The organism is Telluria sp. ZT3P39, from assembly GCF_059685935.1.
This window is the reverse complement of the sequence record NZ_JCASIH010000009.1, coordinates 141,350-160,273: the sequence shown is the minus strand read 5'-3', so window position 1 is coordinate 160,273 and position 18,924 is coordinate 141,350. Positions and strand designations below refer to the sequence as shown.

Genomic DNA, 18,924 nt, shown 5'->3' with positions numbered 1-18,924 from the left:
TACGAAAGAGAGGGCTAACACAGCCATGCATGCACCGCTTTTTTGACAGGGAAGCTAGCAGCAACCCGGCCCGCCTACAAGGAAAATATGTGGGGAAGGGTCAGGACCTGACCCCGATTTTGCTCGTTGAACGCATGTCGTCGGCTGGTGCAAACCAACACAATAAAACGCCGGCATCGCCGGCGGTTCATGTCACGAATTATTCCCCGTCCTTGACGCCGTCGGCAGCGGCCTGCCCGGCTTCCATGTGCGCGACAGCGACTGCGCCTCCTCGATCTGCTCCTGCGTCATCTGGCGCGAAATCGCTGCGCGCTGCTCGACCGCGTTGTGGTTGCCGCTGGCGGCGGCCAGGTTCCACAGCATGTAGGCCAGCACCATATCCTGCGGCATGCCGGCCTGGTGGTAGCGGTACATCAGGCCCAGCGCATGCTGGGCCTCGCCATGGCCCTGCTCGGCCGCCTTGCGGAACCACGACACCGCATGGCGCTGGTCCTGGGGCACGGCGTTGCCGGTGTAGTACATGGCGCCGACCACGTATTGCGCATCGGCCTTGCCCTGCTGGGCGGCCTTGTGGTGCCAGGTGAACGCCTGCTTGTAGTCGCGCGCGACGCCGCGGCCCATGTAATACATCAGGCCCAGCAAATGCTGGGCATCCGCGTGGCCGGAGCGGGCGAGCGGGACGATCTCTTTCAGTGCCGTCGCGTAGTTGCGCGCGTTATAAGCGCTCGCCCCTTCCGCGAAGCCCGCCTGCGCGCCGGCCTGCAGGCCGAGCGCGAAGACGATCGCTACGAATAGTTTTTTCATGTCTCGTACATCGGATCAGGATCTCTGCGTACCCTTGGTGCCCGTGAGGACTCCCATTGTTCTTGTCGGCTGGTGCTCGCTTGTGCTTGTTCTCGTTCGTCCGTGCCCAGCTGCCTTACTTCCAGTTGACCTTGCCCAGGCCGTCGACGCTCACCTTGCGGTTGGCCGGCTTGCCGTACACCGTGACCGAACCCATGCCCGACAGGCTCAGGTTGGCGCTGTCGCGGGCGGTGACGGTGGCGTTGCCCAGCCCGGACAGCTCCAGCGTCACCTTCTCGGCCGAGAAGGACTGGGCGTCGAGCCCGCCCAATCCGCCGAGTTCCGCCTTGAGCTGCTTGCTGCGTCCCGACAGCGTCACATAGCCGGCGCCGCTCAGGTTCAGCTCGACGCTATCGCTGTCGATGCCATGGATTTTCATGCTGCCGACACCGCCCAGGCTGGCGCTGAGGACCCTGTAATTACATGATACATTCATTGAGCCGGCCCCATCGAGGTTGAGCTCGAGCTCCTCGCCCGAAAAGCCGCTGACCGTCGTGCCGCCGACGCTTTCCGAACTCACCTCGCGCAGATTCGGCAAGGTCAGCTCGGCGTGCAGGCCCATGCTGCGGCCCAGGTTGATGCTCACGCCGCGGGTTTCGGTGCCGATGTTGAGGGTGTCGCCGCTTTGCAGCGTGGTGGTCTTGCCCAGCAGGCGCGGGTCGCCCGTGAGCACCAGCATCGGGGTCGCGCCCTGGCGGATCTTGAGGTCCACCACCCCATCGAGCTTGACGCGCACCACGCGCGCGTCGACCGGACGGGTTTCGGTCACCCGCTCGGGCGCGGCGACGGCCATGCCCATGAAGGTGAACAGCGCGGCGCACAATGCGGCGAAAGCGGCGCCGAGCTTGAACAAGTGTTTCATCGAATTCTCCACATACATATAGATAGTCTTGAGCGTCGGCTGATGCCGGCCGGATAGGCCTGCCCTGCCGCAACCTTACCAGCGACCCGGGATGCCCAGGTCGCGGTCTTAGCATGCTGCAACTATATCGATTCCTTCATGCGCGTCCTACCGCCCTGCGATGAACTGCATAAAACGCGGCCCAGGGCGGCATATGGCGGGATGGAAGTCCCTAATCGTCCTGAAACATTCCTTGGACATAGAGCAAACTTTCCATCAAAAAAAGATTAATTATTGGCATGTCTTTGCGCTAATATGCAGCGCATGATGGCCGAGGCCGTCAATGGATTCATCAGTAAAGCTCACCTTCCCGAGTACATTTTCGAGGTCACCCATGCGCATGCGCCAATTACCTGTTTTGCTGGCCGGGCTCACTTTCTCGCTGTCGGCCTTCGCCGCCAGCGCGGACCAGTGGACTTTGCCGGTCAACGTCAAGAAGTTAGAGAACGGCCTGACGGTCATCGTCACCGAAGACCACAGCTCGCCGACCGTCGGCGTATCGGTCGTCTACCATGTGGGCATGCGCCTGGAACCGAAGAACCGCACCGGCTTCGCGCACCTGTTCGAACACCTGATGTTCCAGGGCACGCCGAACGCCAGGAAGGGCGTGTTCGACACGACCATCACCGGCGGCGGTGGCCGCAACAACGGCTCGACCCGTCCCGACTTCACCAACTACATCGAGACCGCGCCGGTGTCGGCGCTGGAACCGATCCTGTGGCTGGAAGCGGACCGCATGAAGACGCTCGACTTCAACGCCGCCACCCTGAAGAACCAGCAGGACGTGGTCAAGGAAGAGATCCGCGTGAACGTGAAGAACCAGCCTTACGGCGGCTTCATGTGGATCGACATCAGCCAGCAGGCCTTCCAGAAATGGGAAAACAACCATGACGGCTACGGCAGCTTCGAGGACCTCGAGAACGCCAGCCTGGACGACGTGCGCGCCTTCCACCGCGACTACTACGGCCCGAACAACGCCGTGATCGCGATCGCCGGCGACATCACCCCGGCGCAGGGCTTCGCGCTGGCGCAGAAATACTTCGGCAAGATCCCGGCCCGCCCGACCCCGAAAGCCACCGACTTCAGCGAAGGCCTGAACACGGTCGAAAAACGCATCGTGCAGAGCGACGCGCTGGCCCAGGTGCCGGCAGTGGCCGCGGCGTGGAAGATCCCGCCGCGCGGCCACAAGGATCAGGCCGCGGTTGCCGTGCTGGCCGAAGTGCTGGCCGGCGGCGACGCGTCGCTGTTCTACCAGGGTCTGGTCAAGGGCCGCGAGATCGCGCTCAACGTCGATACCCTGTTCGGCCTTACCGGCCCGTTCGAATACGACGGCCCGACCCTGCTGACCGTGTTCGCGCTGTACAAGCCCAACAGCAGCGCCGACGCGCTGCTCAAGGCGATGGACGAGGAGATCGCCAAGGTCGCCCAGAACGGCGTCGACGCCGCCACCCTCAAGCGCGTTAAGACCCGCATGCTGGCCGACTGGAACAACCAGATGGAAAGCTTCATCAACCGCGCCGACATGATGGCCAAGATGCAGGTGCTGTGGGGCGACGCCAACGTGGTCAACAAGATCCCGGGCTGGATCGAAGGCGTGACGTCAAGCGACATCCAGCGCGCGGTGCGCACCTACCTGGTGCCGACCAACCGTACCGTCATCGACCGCAAGCCGGCCGCCATGCTCGCGGCTCCTGCGACCACCACTGCGCCAGCCGGCGCGAACAAATAAGGAGCGCATCATGAAAAAACTGATGCTCGCAATGGCTGTATCCCTGGCGTTCGCGCCGGCAGCCTTCGCCGCGCCAGCCGCGGAAAAAGACATGGCCATGCCTGCCTATGGCAAGGACAAGCCGATCCCCGTGCCGAAGATCGCCAAGAAGACGCTGGCCAACGGCCTGAGCGTCTGGGTCGTGCCGCGCAAGGGCCTGCCGCGCGTGGACTTCGTGCTGGCCGTGCGCAACGCCGGCTTCGCCGCCGACGCGCCTGCCACCCCGGCCTTCGCCAACATGATGGCCGGCCTGCTCAGCGAAGGCACGGCCAAGCGCGACTCGCGCGCCATCGCCGAAGCGGCGCAAGGCATGGGCGGTGAAATCGGCGCCAGCGCCAACGCCGACGGCATCGTCGTCTCGGGCAATGCGCTGGCTTCGCAGGCCGGCCAGATGGCCCAGTTGCTGGCCGAAGTCGCCCGCACGCCATCCTTCCCGCAAAACGAAGTGCAGCTGGCCAAGACCAACGCGCTGCAGGCGCTGCGCGTATCCGAGACCCAGCCGACCTTCCGCGCCGAGCGCGCGGTCAGCAAGGCCATCTACGGCGACCACCCGTACAGCCGCACCACCCCGACCGCGGAAGCGATCAACGCCGTGACCCAGGACATGCTGCGCACGGAACACGCCCGCCGCGTGCGTCCGGACCGCGCCCTGCTCGTGATTACCGGCCGCATCACCGAAGCCGAGGGACTGAAGCTGGCGCAGCAAGCATTCGGCGACTGGAAAGGCAGCGGCCCGGCGGCGCCGGACACCGCGGCGGCGCCGGCAACGGCCAAGCCGGCGCGCATCCTGCTGCAGCGTAACGGCAGCGTGCAGTCGACCCTGCGCCTGGGCAGCCCCGGCATCGCGGCCAGCGCCCAGGACCAGATCCCGCTGCGCCTGACCAGCACCATCCTCGGCGGCGGCTTCTCGAGCCGCGTGAACATCAAGCTGCGCGAAGAAAAGGGTTACACCTACGGCGCCTCGGCCGGCGCCCGCATGAACCGTGCGGGCGGCGCAATCGTCGGCGGCGCCGACGTGCGCAACGAGGTGACCGGTGCGGCGCTGAACGAATACTTCAGCGAGTACAAGCGCATCGGCCTTGAGCTCGTGCAGCCGAAGGAAATGGAGATGAACAAGCGCTACGTCGCCGGCGGCTACATGATCAACAACCAGCTGCAGCGTGCCGTTGCCGGCACCCTGGCGCAGAACTGGCTGGTCGGCCTGCCGCCCGAGTTCCTGGGCGAGTACGTGCCGCGCATCCAGAAGGTCACGCCGGAGCAGGTGCGCGAGGTGGCGAAAAAGTATTTCGCGCCGGAGAACCAGTCGATCGTGGTCGTGGGTGACCAGGCTGCGGTGGGCGAGCAGTTGAAGGCGTTCGGGGAGTTTACGGTGCAGGAGAAGTAATTCTCTTTGCGCTGAAGTGAGAAAGCCCCGCGGTTGCGGGGCTTTTTTTATTTTTGCGGTGTGCGACGAACTTGGGTTCCGGCCTGCGCCGGAACCCAAGTTTTGCGAAGACCGCTAGCGCCTCAAGAAGCCGACAGCTTCATCAACACCAGCCCGCACACAATCAACACCGCAGCAATCACACGCATGAGATTGAGCTGCTCCCCCAGCAGCGTTACCCCCACCACGAACGCCCCCACCGCCCCGATCCCGGTCCAGATGGTGTACGCCGTCCCCAGTGGAATGGTCCGCATCGCCGCGGCCAGCAAAACAAAACTGGCCGCCATCGCGGCCAGGGTAAGCACGGTGGGCCACAAACGGCTGAAGCCATGCGACTGTTTCATCGCAACCGCCCACACCACCTCGAAGATTCCCGCTACCAGCAACATGATCCAGGCCATATCCCGGCTCTCCTTTCGAAAAGCCGGGCCGTCCCGGTCATTGATTCCCGATATGGGGGAGGCCGTTCCTCCAGGCGGGTTTTACCCCTTCAGCGCCTTTTCCAGGTCGTCCAGCTCGGCCGGCTTGACCAGGTGGGCGTCGAAGCCGGCTTCCAGGGCGCGCTTGCGGTCTTCGGGCGAGCCGTAGCCGGTGTGGGCCACCAGGCGGATGCCGGCGAGCGCCGGGTTCTTCTTGATGCGGCGCGCGACCTCGTAGCCGTCGATGCCCGGCAGGCCGATGTCGAGCACGATCACCTGCGGCCGGTGGTGCAGCGCCAGCCCCTCGATCTGCGAAGCGTCCGAAGTGGCGCAGGTCTCGTAGCCCATTTCGGCCAGCAGGAAGCCCATCATCTCCATCGCGTCGACATTGTCGTCCACCAGCAGCACGCGCATGCCGCTGCCGCCCGAGTCGGCGGCAGGAATGCATTCCATCGCCGGCTCGCTCGACGCCACGCGCAGCAGAGGCAGTTCGACCGTGAAGGTGCTGCCCATGCCGATGCCGGGGCTCTCGGCCATCAGGCGCCCGCCATGCAACTCCAACAGGTGCGACACCAGCGACAGCCCGATGCCCAGCCCTTCCGGCGCGCGGTCGGGCGGCACGTCGACCTGGGCGAACATGCCGAAGATGCGCGGCAGGTTGTCTTCCGCGATGCCGATGCCGTTATCGTGCACCGAGATGCGCACGTGGTGCTCGCCGCGCAGGCTGGCGGTGACGGTGATGTCGCCGCCCTGCGGGGTGAACTTGGCGGCGTTGTGCAGCAGGTTGCCGATCGACTGGGCCAGGCGTACCGGGTCGCCGGACACCCAGACCTGCTGCTCCGGCAGTTTCACCTGGAGGCGGTGGCGGCGCGCAGTGATCAGGGGTCCCGCGGTCTCGATGGCCTGGTGGACCACGGTGCCGAGGTTGACGTCCTCGCGCCGCAGCACGATCTTGCCTTCCGAGATGCGCGCCACGTCCAGCAGGTCGTCGACCAGGTGGGCCAGGTGGTCGACCTGGCGCGTGATGACTTCGCGCGCGCGCGCCTGGCGCTCGCCCGTGCTGTCGCCGGCGGTGCCGAGCAGCGCCGCGGCATTGCGGATCGGGCTGAGCGGATTGCGCAGCTCATGGGCCAGCGTGGCCAGGAACTGGTTCTTGTTGCGGTCGGCCGCGCGCAGCAGCGCTTCCATTTCCTTGCGCGCGGTGATATCGCTGGTCACGCGCGCCACGCGGTAGACGTCGCCGCGCTGGCCGCGTACCGGGAACAGGCGGTCGCGCACCCAGCGCGTCTTGCCGTCCGTTCCGGACAGGCGGAATTCCTCGTCGTAGTGCGGCATCAAAGCCAGCTGCTCCCAGCGCTGCGCCATGCGCGTGCGGTCGTCCGGATGGACCGCGTCGAGCCATGAAGCCGGTTTTCCGCGCAAGGCATCGACACTGCGTCCCCACAGGGCCGGATAGGCCGGGCTGACGTAGACCAGCGCGCCGTCCGGCACGGAGAACATCCAGAACACGTCGTCGATGTTGTCGGTGATCTGGCGGAAGCGCTCTTCGCTGTCGCGCAAATCGACCTGGGTCTGGCGCATGCGCACCAGCGCATTGACGTTCGCGATCAGCTCATCGGCCTCGATCGGCGCGGCCAGGTAGTTGTCGGCGCCGCCTTCCAGGCCGCGGATCTTGTCGGCGCGCCCGGTCAGGGCCGCGGAAGTCTGCAGCACCAGCACCATGCTGCTGTCCGGGTTGGCCTTGATGCGCCGGCATACCTCGATGCCGTTAATGTCGGGCAGCTTGACGTCCAGCAGCACCAGCGTCGGGTGCTGCGCGCGCACGATCTCGAGCGCGTCGGTGCCGTTGGCCGCCTCGATGACCTCGAAGCCCGCGCTTTGCAGGATGCGGGTCTTGGCATAGCGCGCGCCGTCGTTGTCGTCGACGTTCAGGATCGTGGGGGTCTTGGTCGGGTGGGAATTCATTCGTTCGTTCCATGATTGCCATCCCTGGATGGGTGGCGGCGCGGCAGTTCCAGTGAAAAGGTCGATCCGGCACCCACCGCGCTGGTGACCAGGACCCGCCCGCCGAGCAGGTCGGCCAGTTTACGGCAAAGCGGCAGCCCGAGGCCGGTACCCTTGCTGCGGCGCTGCAGCGGGTGTTCGATCTGGCTGAACTCTTCGAAAATCAGTTGCAGGTTCTCGGCGCTGATGCCGATCCCGGTGTCGGTCACGTCGAAGCGGATCGTGTCGGTGACGGGGTCGAGGGTCGCCGCTACCCGCACCGAACCGCTCTCGGTAAATTTCAGCGCGTTCGAGATGAAATTGCGCAGGATCTGGGAAATCATGCCTTCGTCGGACTCGAAGGCTTCCGGGATGTCGTCCGGTTCGAACACCAGTTCCACCCGCGCTTCATCCACCAGCGGGCGCAGCATGCCCTTGAGGGCGCGGAACAGGTTGTCGACCACCACCGGATCGAAATGCACCTCGACCTTGCCGGCCTCGATCTTGGCCAGGTCGAGCAGGTCGTTGACCAGTTCGGACAAATCGTTGGCTGCGCTGGCGATGAACTGCACCTGGCGCTCCTGCTCGACGGTCAGGTCGCCGTCCATGCGGTTGAGCAGCAGCTGGGCCAGTGCCCGGATCGAAGACAGCGGCGTGCGCAGCTCGTGGCTGGTATTGGACAGGAAGCGCGACTTCATTTCGTCGGCGCGGCGCAAACGCTCGGCCTTGTCCTCGATCTCGGCGTACAGCGCGACGATGCCGCGGTTGGTGTCTTCCAGCTCGCGCGTGAGCGACATCAGGTCTTCCTGGCGCTCGCGCAGCTCCGACAGCGTGGCGGCCAGTTCCTGGTTCTGCAGCTGCAGTTCGTGCAGGGGATTGGCCACCGGCGTCTCGGCCAGGCGCGCGCTGATCTCCAGCAGCCTGGCCCGGGTGATCGCGGCCCCGCGCGGCAGGATCTTGCGCATCGTGACCTTGCCCATGCCGCCGCCGGCGCCGGCGGGTTCGGATTCGCACTCGTCCATCAGGCGGTGCGCCGTGACCAGCGCCAGTTCGGGCACCGACAACGGGTCGGCATCGGGCGGCAGCATCTGGCGCATTGCCTCGCGCGGGCCCGTTCCGGCGGCGATCGTCACCTCGAGCTTCTGGTGGCGGCCTTCGTCGTCGAAAGTGAAGCTGGCGCGCCCGCCGGAACCCTGGTGGCAGGCGCTGCGCGCCACTTCCGAGACCGCGGTGCCGATGCGCACCTGGTCCTGCTGCGAAAAGCCCAGCAGCGCCGACAGCTGGCGCGCGCGCTGGCGCACCTGCACCACGTCCTCGTCGTCGTCGAGGGCGACATTCAGGATGCGCTGCGTGCTCACCCGGCCACTCCGTGCGGCAGGTCCGAGCGGCGCACCACCAGCACCATCGCATCGTCGCGGCGGCGGATGAAGTCGCGCATCAGCACCGAGGCGATCAGCGCCGGACTGTGGCCGAGCAGGCCGGGATACTTGTCCAGGTCCCATTGGGTCTGGATGCCGTCCGAATGCAGGATGCAGGTGGCGCCCGGCGGAAACGGCACGGAGAACTCCTGCACCTTGCGCATGTTGTGGCCGACGATGCCGTTGTGCGAGACCAGCGCGCGCCGGGTATCGTCGAATACGTAGCCGGCGATGTTGCCGATGCCTGCAAAGCGCAGTTCCGACGCCGCGTAATCGATACGGGCAGCGGCCAGCGCGGCGCCGCGGGTGCCGCGCAGCGCGTCGTGCGCGGCGTGGACGACGTCCGAGGCGGTGGCCAGGGTACGGGCCGGATTGTCCAGCACGCTGATTGCGGCCGCCGACGCGCTCGCCGCATGCGGTCCATGCCCGAGCCCATCGGAGGCGATCAGCGTGGCCCCTCCCGGCTCGCAGCGCACACCCCAGCCGTCGCCGCATTCGTCCTCGCCGGCCAGTGGCGTCAGCAGCGCCGCGACCTCGAGCCCGCAGGCGTCCGGCGGCGGCTCGTCGCGCCACAGCCGCATGAAGAAGATCGTCCCCTTCCCCGGCTGCGAATAGACATCGAATTCATCGGCCTGGCGCCGCATGGCGCCCAGGCCCGTGCCGGCCGTACCGGCGGTCGACATCCCGTCGACCAGGCTGGCCGACAGGTCCGAGATACCGGGCCCCTCGTCGAGCGCCAGCACGTCGACGCCGACGCCGGCGGTCGACTGGGCCGGCCCGATGTGGATCACGCCGCGGTCGGCGTGCTTGAGGATATTGGTGGCTGCTTCGGTCACGATCAGGGCCAGCTTGCCGGCCCGGGTTTCACTGAAACCCAGGCTGTCTGCCAGCTTCTGCCCTTCCCTGCGCGCCGCCGCGACATCGCTGGCGTGTTCGATCGAACACACCAGTTGCGGCGTCAACGAACTTATCATCGTTTCCATTTCACTATCAGCACTGCTGTCCCTTCGCCGGGGCGGCTTTCGACCTCGAACTCGTCGACCAGGCGCTTGGAGCCGCCGAACCCGAGGCCGAGGCCCCCGCCGGTGGTGAAGCCGTCGCGCAGCGCGCTGTCGATGTCGGCGATGCCCGGGCCGGCATCGACGAAAATCAGGCCGACGCCATGGCGCACGCCGTCGTCGAGTGCATCGAGATGGACTTCGCCGCCGCCGCCGTACTTGATGGTATTGCGCGCCAGTTCGCTGGCGGCCGTCACCAGCTTGGTCTGGTCGACCAGCGACAGCGCGATTCCCACCGCGCGTTCGCGCACCTGTTTGCGCAGTCCCACGACATCCTCGTCCGAGCGCAGGCGCAGGGTGACCCGCGCGGTGCGTTGCTGGCGGTGCAGTTCCAGCAACTCGGTATCGAACGGGACTGCATTGGTTTGCGCGTCGCTCATTAGCTGAAGCTCTTTCCTAACAGCGCCATGCCTTTTTCGACATTCAGCGCCGTCTTGACGCCATGCAGCGTCAGGCCGAGTTCGACGAGGGTAATGGCCACCGCCGGCTGCATGCCGACGACGACCGTCTGGGCGTCGAGCACGCGCGCCATGGCGGCGGTATTGCTGATCATGCGGCCGATGAAGGAGTCGACCAGGTCGAGCGCCGAGATATCGATCAGCACGCCCTTGGCGCCGTCGCTGACGATGCGCCCGGTCAGGTCGTCCTGCAGCGTCATGGCCAGGCGGTCATGCATGTCGACCTGAATCGTCACCAGCAGCAGGTCGCCCATGCGGAGGATAGGAATCCGTTCCATGTCGTGCGCTTAGGCCCTGTTGAGGGTGATGGTGGTGCCGGTGCGTTCCAGCGCCACCAGGAAGGCGTCGGCCAGCGTGGCCTTGGTGATCACGTCTTCCAGGTTCACGCCGAGATGCACGATGGTTTGGGCGATCTGCGGGCGGATGCCGCTGATGATGCAGTCCGCGCCCATCAGGCGGGCCGCCGCAATGGTCTTCATCAGGTGCTGCGCCACCAGGGTGTCGACGGTCGGCACGCCGGTGATGTCGATGATGGCGATGATCGCGCCGGTGTCGACGATCTTTTGCAGGATGTTTTCCATCACCACCTGGGTGCGCGCCGAGTCCAGGGTGCCGATCAGCGGCAGCGCCAGGATGCCGTTCCACAGCTTGACGACCGGCGTCGACAGCTCCAGCAGTTCCTGCTGCTGGCGCACGATGATCTGGTCCTTGGTCTTCTGGAACACTTCGATGGTGTACAGGCCCAGCTGGTCCAGCAGGGTGCTCACCAGCCACGAGGCACGGGCCAGGCCCTGCTGGTCGGCGGCAAGGCCGTCGCGCAGGCGGGCGAACACCGGCTGCTTGAACGAGAACACGAAGGTCGCGGTATCGCTTGGGGTGGAGCCCGCCTTGGCGCGCGAGGACGAAATGTCCGCCAGCAGGTCGCGCACTTCGTCCCACGAGCGGTGCTCGATGTTTTCCAGCTCGCCGCTACGGGTAGCCGCGATGAACGCCGCCAGGAACTGCTGGGTGTGCATGCGCAGTTGTTCGCGCGATGCGGTCGTACCGCGGACCATGAGCGATTCGAGTTGCGCCAGCCATTCGGCGCCGATTGCGCCCTGCTCCTGCTGGAGCAACTGGCTGATTTGGTTCGCGAGATCCGTCGTCGTCATCGTTATTTCCCTTGTCGAATATTGGATTTTGGTGACGCCTGTGCTCGATATGGCCAGACGTCATTGGAATTCTGTTAAACGGCCAACTATACCATTTGGAGTGTTAGATAGATGGCACTGTTGAATTGATTGCAGGACAAATTTGCTTCCGGACGAAAAGTGGCTGAGGAATTTGGTGAGATGTACCACAACGGTGCATTTCCGGGTCATGCCGGGCGGGTTTGCCCATGAAAAAACCGCCAGGCTCACGCACTGGCGGTTTTTTCGATCGAAGCGGCGAACCGCTCCGGCTCAGCGCAAATTACTGCGCCGCGCCTTCGACCGGATCAGCAGCCTTCATCGACAGCTTCAGACGGCCGCGCTCGTCGGTCTCGAGGACCTTCACGCGCACTTGCTGGCCTTCTTTCAGGTAGTCGGCGACGGCGTTGACGCGCTCGTTGGCGATCTGCGAGATGTGCAGCAGGCCGTCCTTGCCTGGCATGACCTGGACGATGGCGCCGAAGTCCAGCAGCTTGAGCACGGTGCCGTCGTAGGTCTTGCCCACTTCGACCGATGCGGTCAGCTCTTCGATGCGGCGCTTGGCTTCCTGGCCGGCGGCGGCGTCGACCGACGCGATCGTGACCACGCCTTCGTCGCTGATGTCGATCTGGGTGCCGGTTTCTTCGGTCAGCGCGCGGATGACGGCGCCGCCCTTGCCGATGACGTCACGGATCTTTTCCGGGTTGATGCGGATGGTGATCAGGCGCGGTGCGAAGTCCGACAGCTCGGTCTTCACGGTCGGCATGGCCTTCTGCATTTCGCCCAGGATGTGGTGGCGCGCTTCCTTGGCTTGCGCCAGTGCCACCTGCATGATTTCCTTGGTGATGCCCTGGATCTTGATGTCCATCTGCAGCGCGGTGATGCCGGCTGGGGTACCTGCGACCTTGAAGTCCATGTCGCCGAGGTGGTCTTCGTCACCCAGGATGTCGGTCAGGACGGCGAACTTGCCGCCTTCCTTGATCAGGCCCATCGCGATACCGGCGACGTGCGCCTTCATCGGGACGCCCGCATCCATCAGCGCCAGGCAGCCGCCGCAGACCGAAGCCATCGACGAGGAGCCGTTCGACTCGGTGATTTCCGAGACCAGGCGCACCGAGTAGCTGAAATCTTCAGGGTTGGGCAGCGCAGCGACCAGCGCGCGCTTGGCCAGGCGGCCGTGGCCGATTTCGCGGCGCTTCGGGGTGCCTACACGGCCGGTTTCGCCGGTGGCGAACGGAGGCATGTTGTAGTGCATCATGAAGTCGTCGGTGTACTCGCCCATCAGCGCATCGATCTTCTGGCTGTCGCGGGCGGTGCCGAGGGTCGCGATGACCAGCGCCTGGGTTTCGCCGCGGGTGAACAGGGCCGAACCGTGGGTACGTGGCAGGACGCTGGTGCGGATTTCGATAGGACGCACGGTGCGGGTGTCGCGGCCGTCGATGCGTGGCTCGCCGTTCAGGATCTGCGAACGCACGACCTTGGCTTCCATGTCGAACAGGATGTTGCCGACATCGCCAGCCTCGGCGCTGACGCCCTGGGTTGCCAGGGCAGCCATGACTTCCGACGACAGCGACTTCAGCTTTTGCTGGCGCGCCGACTTTTCGCGGGTCTGGTAGGCGTCGCGGATCTTCTCGGCGGCCAGGTCGGTCACGCGGGCGATCAGTTCTTCGTTCTTCGGCGCCGGGTTCCACTCGACTTCCGGCTTGCCGCCTTCGGCCACCAGGTCGTGGATCGCGTCGATGACGACACGCATCTGGTCGTGGCCGAAGACGACCGCGCCGAGCATGACTTCTTCCGACAGTTGCTGGGCTTCCGATTCCACCATCAGGACGGCGGTTTCGGTGCCTGCCACGACCAGGTCCATCTGCGAGGTCTTCAGCTCGGTGGTGGTCGGGTTCAGGATGTACTGGCCGTTCGCGTAGCCGACGCGCGCTGCGCCGATCGGGCCGCTGAACGGGATGCCGGCGATGCACAGCGCAGCCGAGGCGCCGATCATGGCAGGGATGTCCGGATCGATTTCAGGATTGACCGACAGGACGTGGATGATGACCTGGACTTCGTTCAGGTAGCCTTCCGGGAACAGCGGGCGGATCGGACGGTCGATCAGGCGCGAGGTCAGCGTTTCCTTTTCGGACGGACGGCCTTCACGCTTGAAGAAACCGCCAGGGATCTTACCCGCAGCATAGGTTTTCTCGATGTAGTCGACGGTCAGCGGGAAGAAATCCTGGCCCGGCTTGGCGTCCTTGCGTGCGACCACGGTTGCCAGCACGACGGTATCTTCAACCGACACCAGGACGGCGCCGCTAGCCTGGCGGGCGATCTCGCCCGTCTCCAGGGTGACCGAGTGTTGACCGTACTGGAAGGTTTTCGAAACTTTGTTAAACATGGGTAATCCCTTTCATTTTGCCGACAGATTTTCAGGAGCTGTCGTTCACCTCACCACAGGGCGAAGCGCTAGGCGCCGCCATTTACTACCAACAACAAAACTGCACACTACTAAAACAAAAAATGCCCGCGACAGCTAGCTGGCGCAGGCATTTCCTGACTAAATCGTCAGACCCAAGCGATTACTTACGCAGGCCGAGTTTGGCGATCAGGTCGCGGTAACGGGTAGCGTCCTTGCTTTTCAGGTAGGACAGCAGGCTCTTGCGGCGGTTGACCATCATGATCAGACCACGACGCGAGTGGTGATCCTTCTGGTGTGCCTTGAAGTGGCCGTTCAGTTCGTTGATGCGTGCGGTCAGCAGTGCGACCTGGACTTCCGGCGAGCCGGTATCGTTCTGGCCACGTGCGTTGTCCGCGATGATCGCGGCTTTGTTGATGTGTTCTACGGACATGATGTTACCTTTCACATGCGGTGCATGAGTCGAAACCCAGCGCACCGTGATTAACAAAAATCCTGCCCAAAACGGGCAGACCCGCCAGTATAGGGGAAAACCGGGCGTGCGGCCACTATTTGCGGCGGCCGGATGGGGCATCATGGCCTTGCATGGCCATTTGACGGAGGTAAGCGATGAAATCATTAGTCAGGATGACAACACTTGCCGCCCTCGTCCTGCTCGGTGGCTGCGCCGGGATGATCCGGCAGGCGCCGAGCCCGGGCGATCCGGCGGCCGTGGTGCAGCAGAAGATGGGGACGCCGACTGCCGTCTACCGGATTGGCGCCGACCAGGTCTTCGAGTACGCGACCGGCCCGATGGGCCAGCAGACCTTCATGGCGCGCATTGGGTCCGACGGCCATCTCGCGTCCTGGGAGCAGGTGCTCACCAGCGAAAAGTTCGCCACCGTGAAGATCGATACGGCGACCAAGGACGACATGCTGCGCACGTTTGGGCGCCCGGCCGAGGTCTCGCGCGTGGCGATGCACGACTACGAAGTCTGGTCCTACCGCTACAAGGAAGCCGGCGTGTGGAACTCGCTGATGCATGTGCACTTCGACCGCCAGGGCATCGTGCGGCAGATGATGAACGGGCCGGATCCGCTGTATGAGCCGCGCGACCGGCAGGGACCCTGATCAGCGCCCTGCTGCTGCGTCCTTGCTGCTGGCCGGCTCTCGCCCGCCGTCGCTGCGCACGAAGGCCTCCACCACATCGAGCGTCGGCGCCAGCCGGCGCAGCGGCGTCGACAAGGACGCGACCAGCGTGACGTGATTGACGCCGTCGTAATACAGCTCCTGCACCGGCACCTGGGCAGTGCGCAGGCGCGCAGCCAGGCCGCCGGTATTGCGCGCCGGGTTGACGAGATTATCCGAATTGGCGGCAACCAGCAGCGCGGGCGGCGCCTTGTTTGTTACGTGGCTGGCCGGCTGCGAATCCAGCGGCGTGTCGGGGTATAAAAAGACCGGACGCGTGGTGCGGTTCGTCACCGGCAGGAAGTCGTACGGACCGGCCAGGCCAATCCAGCCGCGCAGCGCCTGCGGCGTGCTCCCCTGCTTTTCCAGCCAGCGCGCATCCAGCGCCAGCATCGCGGCGTTATATGCTCCGGCGCTGTGCCCCATCAGGAAGATCTTCGCAGGGTCGCCGCCATGCGCTGCGATCTCGCGCCGGGTCCAGGCCACGGCCTGCGCCGAATCGTCGAGGAAGTCCGGGTAGCGCACTTCGGGGTACAGCCGGTAATCGGGTATCACCACCACGAAGCCGCGTGCGGCCAGGGCGCGGCCGACGAAGGCGTAGTCCTTGCGCTCGCCGCTGACCCAGTTGCCGCCGTAGAAAAAGACGATGACGGGGGCATTCGTGGAGCCAGGGGCTGGCTGGTAGATGTCCAGCAGGCGCCGATTTCCGGCGGCGTAGCGCAGGCCGGTGGTGGCGCGGGCTTCCCCTTGGGGCGATACCGCGTTGACGACGGAGAGCGGCGAGCAGGCGGAGAGCGATGCGGCTAGAAACAGGGTAGCGGCGAAGGCCGCGATGGCGGATATGGTCATCAGGCGGGCCGTTGATGGGGACGGCCCGAGTATAGGGGTGAGGCGAGGGAAAGGCGCGCACCCGAGCGCCCTGCCCCATCCCACCTAGCGCCGAACGCTGTGATCCGTCTCGTCGTCGCTCGGAATGATGCTCACCGGTTTGCCCTTGGCGAAGCGCCAGATGAACACCGCATAGCCCGACAAGCCGTAGATCACGAAGATCGGCCACAGCACTTTCGGCGGGTCGATCGCCAGCAGCGCGAGGGCCAGGGCAATCAGGAACACCACGATGAAGGGCACCGACTTGCGGAAATTCACGTCCTTGAAGCTGTAGAAGGGCACGTTCGACACCATCGTCAGGCCCGCGAACACCGCGATGGCCCAGCTCACCCAGTCCACCTGGCGCGAGCTGATGTTGATGTCGGGGTCGGTCATCATCATGATGAAGCCGACCACCAGCGCCGCCGCCGCCGGGCTGGGCAAGCCCTGGAAGAAGCGCTTGTCGACCACCTCGATATTGGTATTGAAGCGGGCCAGGCGCAGCGCGGCGCCGGCGCAATAGATGAAGGCCGCGATCCAGCCGAGCTTACCCAGGCCGCGCAGCGACCATTCGTAGATCACCAGGGCCGGCGCGGCCCCGAAGGACACCATGTCCGACAGCGAGTCGTACTGCGCGCCGAATTCCGACTGGGTGTTGGTCAGGCGCGCAATGCGCCCGTCCAGGCCATCGAGGATCATCGCGATGAACACGGCCCAGCAGGCATGCTCGAAGCGCTGGTTCATCGCCATGACGATCGCGTAGAAGCCGCAGAACAGCGCGCCGGTCGTGAACGCGTTTGGCAGCAGGTAGATGCCGCGGCCGCGTTCGCCCTGGATGCGGTCTTTCCGGCGTCCAAAGTTTTTCAGACGGGAAAATCGTGGCGCTTTGGGCGCTGAGCCAGGTGGCCTACGGCGTGGAAAATTTGGCATAAGGTTCCATATTCAAGTAATGCTGTTTCCGCATTATAGAGGCGGAAACAGTCCCTTAGCGAATCGCCAAGCTTTACTTGAATCGCACCTTGCCTACCAGGCGCATCTGGAGAGTCGTTTCTCCTGGCTCAAAACTCGGTTCCGGCATCTGGTCGGCCATTTCGCGCTTGGCGCTCATTTGCATCATCCTCGGGGCGGCGGCTGCCTGCGCGTCGCCCGCATAGTTGCCGGAGCCCTCGAAATCGACCGTATCGAGCACGGCTTCGGCCGGGTTGCGTCCCATGGCGCCGGCGATCGAAGCGATGCGCGCATTCAGGTTGCGGTAGGTGGCGGCAATGCGCTGGTCATCGAGCTTCTTTTCGGTTTCCGGGCTCAGGCCAAAGTTCACGCCATTGATTTGCAGAACTTGTTGCGCAGCAGCGGCGGTCTTCGGCAGGCTGGCCAGGTTCTTCGTGGTCACTTCCAGGTATTGCCCGACGCGCCAGGCGATCGGCACCGGCCTGGCCGGGAGTCGCGTGGCAGGCTGCGGCATCGGCGGCACTTCCGGGTAGACCGGGTAGGTGTAATAGCCCATGGTCTTGAGCTCGGCCTTTGGGTCGGCGCGGCGCACGATGTCGGTGCCTTCCTTCATCTTGCGGTTCACGCGCGCGGCAGCGGCGTTCTTGTCCTTGTCGTGCTCTTCGACGGCAAAGGTGACCACGGCCTGGTCGTTGGCAGCCTTGACCTCGCCGAAGGCCGGCACCACGACCAGCGTGCCGCTGGTGGATGGCGCAGCGAGGGTCTGCGCCTGGGCCTGGAAGGCAAAGACGAGCGCAGCGGCGACGAGGGTTGTGGAAAGCTTCATTGTTGTTCTCCTGTGAGTTGCGGGTGTCCGCATCACTTATACGATACTGTCTTCACAACTTCCATCGTGTTTTTGTAATGGAAAGTTGCAACTGACTCGCTGGAGAAACAGGTGTCTTGTCCGGACGGGGCTCGCATACGTGATTTGAACGCGCGGGCAGAATCTGCCCACCCTACGGTGATACGTATGACCCGATATTTGCATCCCGGTGATACGCAAAACGAATCACCGGGGAATCACACTCAGTTCTTCGACTGATCCACCAGCTTGTTCTTCGCAATCCACGGCATCATCGCGCGCAGCTTCGCACCAACCTCTTCGATCGGATGCTCGGCCGTCAAGCGGCGGCGCGAGATCAGGGTCGGCGCACCAGCCTTGTTCTCGAGGATGAAGCTCTTCGCGTACTCGCCGGTCTGGATGTCCTTCAGACACTGGCGCATCGCTTCCTTGGTCGCCGAGGTGACGACCTTCGGGCCGGTGACGTACTCGCCGTATTCCGCGTTGTTCGAGATCGAGTAGTTCATGTTGGCGATGCCGCCTTCGTAGATCAGGTCGACGATCAGCTTCAGTTCGTGCAGGCATTCGAAGTAGGCCATCTCCGGCGCGTAGCCCGCTTCGGTCAGGGTCTCGAAGCCCGCCTTGATCAGTTCCACCGCACCGCCGCACAGCACGGCCTGCTCGCCGAACAGGTCGGTCTCGGTCTCTTCGCGGAAGTTGGTCTCGATGATGCCGGCGCGCCCGCCCCCATTGGCCATCGCGTACGACAGCGCGATGTCGCGCGCCGAGCCGGATTTATCCTGGTAGACCGCGATCAGGTGCGGCACGCCGCCGCCCTGCTTGTAGGTGTTGCGCACGGTGTGGCCCGGGGCCTTCGGCGCGATCATGATCACATCCAGGTCGGCGCGCGGCACCACCTGGCCATAATGCACGTTGAAGCCGTGGGCAAAGGCCAGCACCGCACCCTGCTTCGCGTTCGGTTCGACGTTCTGCTTGTAGACTTCGGCGATGTTCTCGTCCGGCAGCAGGATCATGATGATGTCGGCAGCCTTGACCGCTTCATCGACGTCAAGCACCTTCAGGCCGGCCTGCTCGACCTTGTTCCACGAAGCGCCGCCGCGGCGCAGGCCGACGGTGACGTTGACGCCCGATTCGCTCAGGTTCTGTGCGTGCGCGTGGCCCTGGGAGCCGTAGCCGATGATGGCGACGTTCTTGCCTTTGATGAGGGAGAGGTCGCAGTCTTTGTCGTAAAAAACGTTCATTTGTCAGGTCCAG

General features: G+C 64.6%; 18 protein-coding genes. 3 read left to right on the top strand and 15 right to left on the bottom strand.

What is annotated here, in order from left to right:
- Window positions 1–192: 192 nt before the first annotated feature.
- Complete coding sequence (locus AC56LR_RS11730; protein ID WP_497130494.1) at window positions 193–804, bottom strand: tetratricopeptide repeat protein; 612 nt, start codon at window positions 802–804, stop codon at window positions 193–195.
- A 115-nt stretch (window positions 805–919) separates the two neighbouring features.
- Window positions 920–1,705: a GIN domain-containing protein gene (locus AC56LR_RS11725; RefSeq protein WP_497130492.1), complete on the bottom strand. Its 786-nt coding sequence runs from the start codon at window positions 1,703–1,705 to the stop codon at window positions 920–922.
- 373 nt (window positions 1,706–2,078) lie between these two features.
- Between AC56LR_RS11725 and AC56LR_RS11720 the strand changes: the two genes are divergently transcribed.
- Window positions 2,079–3,473 (top strand): M16 family metallopeptidase, encoded by a 1,395-nt coding sequence (locus tag AC56LR_RS11720; protein ID WP_497130490.1) that lies wholly within the window; start codon window positions 2,079–2,081, stop codon window positions 3,471–3,473.
- Window positions 3,474–3,483: 10 nt separating this feature from the next.
- Entirely contained in the window at window positions 3,484–4,896 is a 1,413-nt protein-coding gene (locus AC56LR_RS11715; RefSeq protein WP_497130488.1) for a M16 family metallopeptidase, read from the top strand.
- A gap of 122 nt (window positions 4,897–5,018) precedes the next feature.
- On the opposite strand, the gene AC56LR_RS11710 is transcribed toward AC56LR_RS11715, so the two are convergent.
- From AC56LR_RS11710 to rpsO, 9 genes are all read right to left on the bottom strand, one after another.
- On the bottom strand, window positions 5,019–5,336 hold the full coding sequence (locus AC56LR_RS11710; protein WP_497130486.1) for a DMT family transporter: 318 nt from the start codon (window positions 5,334–5,336) through the stop codon (window positions 5,019–5,021).
- Window positions 5,337–5,417: 81 nt separating this feature from the next.
- Window positions 5,418–7,319: a hybrid sensor histidine kinase/response regulator gene (locus AC56LR_RS11705; protein ID WP_497130485.1), complete on the bottom strand. Its 1,902-nt coding sequence runs from the start codon at window positions 7,317–7,319 to the stop codon at window positions 5,418–5,420.
- Window positions 7,316–8,695: an ATP-binding protein gene (locus AC56LR_RS11700; protein WP_497130483.1), complete on the bottom strand. Its 1,380-nt coding sequence runs from the start codon at window positions 8,693–8,695 to the stop codon at window positions 7,316–7,318. Before AC56LR_RS11700 ends, AC56LR_RS11705 begins: the two co-directional genes overlap by 4 nt.
- Window positions 8,692–9,729, bottom strand: a complete 1,038-nt coding sequence (locus AC56LR_RS11695) for a SpoIIE family protein phosphatase (RefSeq protein WP_497130482.1) — start codon at window positions 9,727–9,729, stop codon at window positions 8,692–8,694. The genes AC56LR_RS11700 and AC56LR_RS11695 overlap by 4 nt, the downstream gene beginning before the upstream one ends.
- Window positions 9,726–10,193: an anti-sigma regulatory factor gene (locus AC56LR_RS11690; protein WP_497130480.1), complete on the bottom strand. Its 468-nt coding sequence runs from the start codon at window positions 10,191–10,193 to the stop codon at window positions 9,726–9,728. Before AC56LR_RS11690 ends, AC56LR_RS11695 begins: the two co-directional genes overlap by 4 nt.
- Entirely contained in the window at window positions 10,193–10,549 is a 357-nt protein-coding gene (locus AC56LR_RS11685) for an STAS domain-containing protein (protein ID WP_497130478.1), read from the bottom strand. The genes AC56LR_RS11690 and AC56LR_RS11685 overlap by 1 nt, the downstream gene beginning before the upstream one ends.
- Before the next feature lie 9 nt (window positions 10,550–10,558).
- Window positions 10,559–11,422 (bottom strand): STAS domain-containing protein, encoded by an 864-nt coding sequence (locus AC56LR_RS11680; RefSeq protein ID WP_497130476.1) that lies wholly within the window; start codon window positions 11,420–11,422, stop codon window positions 10,559–10,561.
- A gap of 301 nt (window positions 11,423–11,723) precedes the next feature.
- Window positions 11,724–13,826: a polyribonucleotide nucleotidyltransferase gene (pnp, locus tag AC56LR_RS11675; protein ID WP_497130474.1), complete on the bottom strand. Its 2,103-nt coding sequence runs from the start codon at window positions 13,824–13,826 to the stop codon at window positions 11,724–11,726.
- Window positions 13,827–14,007: 181 nt separating this feature from the next.
- Entirely contained in the window at window positions 14,008–14,277 is a 270-nt protein-coding gene (rpsO, locus tag AC56LR_RS11670) for a 30S ribosomal protein S15 (protein WP_171081371.1), read from the bottom strand.
- 176 nt (window positions 14,278–14,453) lie between these two features.
- Here rpsO and AC56LR_RS11665 point away from each other — a divergent pair, with 176 nt between their 5' ends.
- Window positions 14,454–14,954: a hypothetical protein gene (locus AC56LR_RS11665; RefSeq protein ID WP_497130472.1), complete on the top strand. Its 501-nt coding sequence runs from the start codon at window positions 14,454–14,456 to the stop codon at window positions 14,952–14,954.
- Here AC56LR_RS11665 and AC56LR_RS11660 read toward each other — a convergent pair whose 3' ends face one another.
- From AC56LR_RS11660 to ilvC, 4 genes are all read right to left on the bottom strand, one after another.
- The gene (locus AC56LR_RS11660) at window positions 14,955–15,860 is read right to left on the bottom strand and encodes an alpha/beta hydrolase (RefSeq protein WP_497130471.1); all 906 of its coding nucleotides are present in this window, start codon (window positions 15,858–15,860) and stop codon (window positions 14,955–14,957) included.
- Window positions 15,861–15,944: 84 nt separating this feature from the next.
- Window positions 15,945–16,808 carry a CDP-diacylglycerol--serine O-phosphatidyltransferase gene (pssA, locus tag AC56LR_RS11655; RefSeq protein WP_497130470.1) on the bottom strand — a complete coding sequence of 288 codons (864 nt, stop codon included), beginning with the start codon at window positions 16,806–16,808 and terminating at the stop codon, window positions 15,945–15,947.
- A gap of 73 nt (window positions 16,809–16,881) precedes the next feature.
- Complete coding sequence (locus AC56LR_RS11650) at window positions 16,882–17,652, bottom strand: SIMPL domain-containing protein (protein WP_497130469.1); 771 nt, start codon at window positions 17,650–17,652, stop codon at window positions 16,882–16,884.
- A gap of 242 nt (window positions 17,653–17,894) precedes the next feature.
- A complete protein-coding gene (gene ilvC / locus AC56LR_RS11645; protein WP_497130468.1) occupies window positions 17,895–18,911 on the bottom strand; it encodes a ketol-acid reductoisomerase in 1,017 nt (338 codons plus the stop codon).
- Between the last annotated feature and the right edge of the window lie 13 nt (window positions 18,912–18,924).

Bases quoted from the DNA above. Each gene is read 5' to 3' on its own strand.
- AC56LR_RS11665 (WP_497130472.1), top strand. From the start codon at position 14,454: ATGAAATCATTAGTCAGGATGACAACACTTGCCGCCCTCGTCCTGCTC.
- AC56LR_RS11715 (WP_497130488.1), top strand. From the start codon at position 3,484: ATGAAAAAACTGATGCTCGCAATGGCTGTATCCCTGGCGTTCGCGCCG.
- AC56LR_RS11680 (WP_497130476.1), bottom strand. From the start codon at position 11,422: ATGACGACGACGGATCTCGCGAACCAAATCAGCCAGTTGCTCCAGCAG.
- AC56LR_RS11690 (WP_497130480.1), bottom strand. From the start codon at position 10,193: ATGAGCGACGCGCAAACCAATGCAGTCCCGTTCGATACCGAGTTGCTG.
- AC56LR_RS11710 (WP_497130486.1), bottom strand. From the start codon at position 5,336: ATGGCCTGGATCATGTTGCTGGTAGCGGGAATCTTCGAGGTGGTGTGG.
- pssA (WP_497130470.1), bottom strand. From the start codon at position 16,808: ATGCCAAATTTTCCACGCCGTAGGCCACCTGGCTCAGCGCCCAAAGCG.
- AC56LR_RS11725 (WP_497130492.1), bottom strand. From the start codon at position 1,705: ATGAAACACTTGTTCAAGCTCGGCGCCGCTTTCGCCGCATTGTGCGCC.
- AC56LR_RS11705 (WP_497130485.1), bottom strand. From the start codon at position 7,319: ATGAATTCCCACCCGACCAAGACCCCCACGATCCTGAACGTCGACGAC.
- AC56LR_RS11685 (WP_497130478.1), bottom strand. From the start codon at position 10,549: ATGGAACGGATTCCTATCCTCCGCATGGGCGACCTGCTGCTGGTGACG.
- ilvC (WP_497130468.1), bottom strand. From the start codon at position 18,911: ATGAACGTTTTTTACGACAAAGACTGCGACCTCTCCCTCATCAAAGGC.
- AC56LR_RS11660 (WP_497130471.1), bottom strand. From the start codon at position 15,860: ATGACCATATCCGCCATCGCGGCCTTCGCCGCTACCCTGTTTCTAGCC.
- pnp (WP_497130474.1), bottom strand. From the start codon at position 13,826: ATGTTTAACAAAGTTTCGAAAACCTTCCAGTACGGTCAACACTCGGTC.
- AC56LR_RS11650 (WP_497130469.1), bottom strand. From the start codon at position 17,652: ATGAAGCTTTCCACAACCCTCGTCGCCGCTGCGCTCGTCTTTGCCTTC.
- AC56LR_RS11730 (WP_497130494.1), bottom strand. From the start codon at position 804: ATGAAAAAACTATTCGTAGCGATCGTCTTCGCGCTCGGCCTGCAGGCC.
- rpsO (WP_171081371.1), bottom strand. From the start codon at position 14,277: ATGTCCGTAGAACACATCAACAAAGCCGCGATCATCGCGGACAACGCA.
- AC56LR_RS11720 (WP_497130490.1), top strand. From the start codon at position 2,079: ATGCGCATGCGCCAATTACCTGTTTTGCTGGCCGGGCTCACTTTCTCG.
- AC56LR_RS11695 (WP_497130482.1), bottom strand. From the start codon at position 9,729: ATGATAAGTTCGTTGACGCCGCAACTGGTGTGTTCGATCGAACACGCC.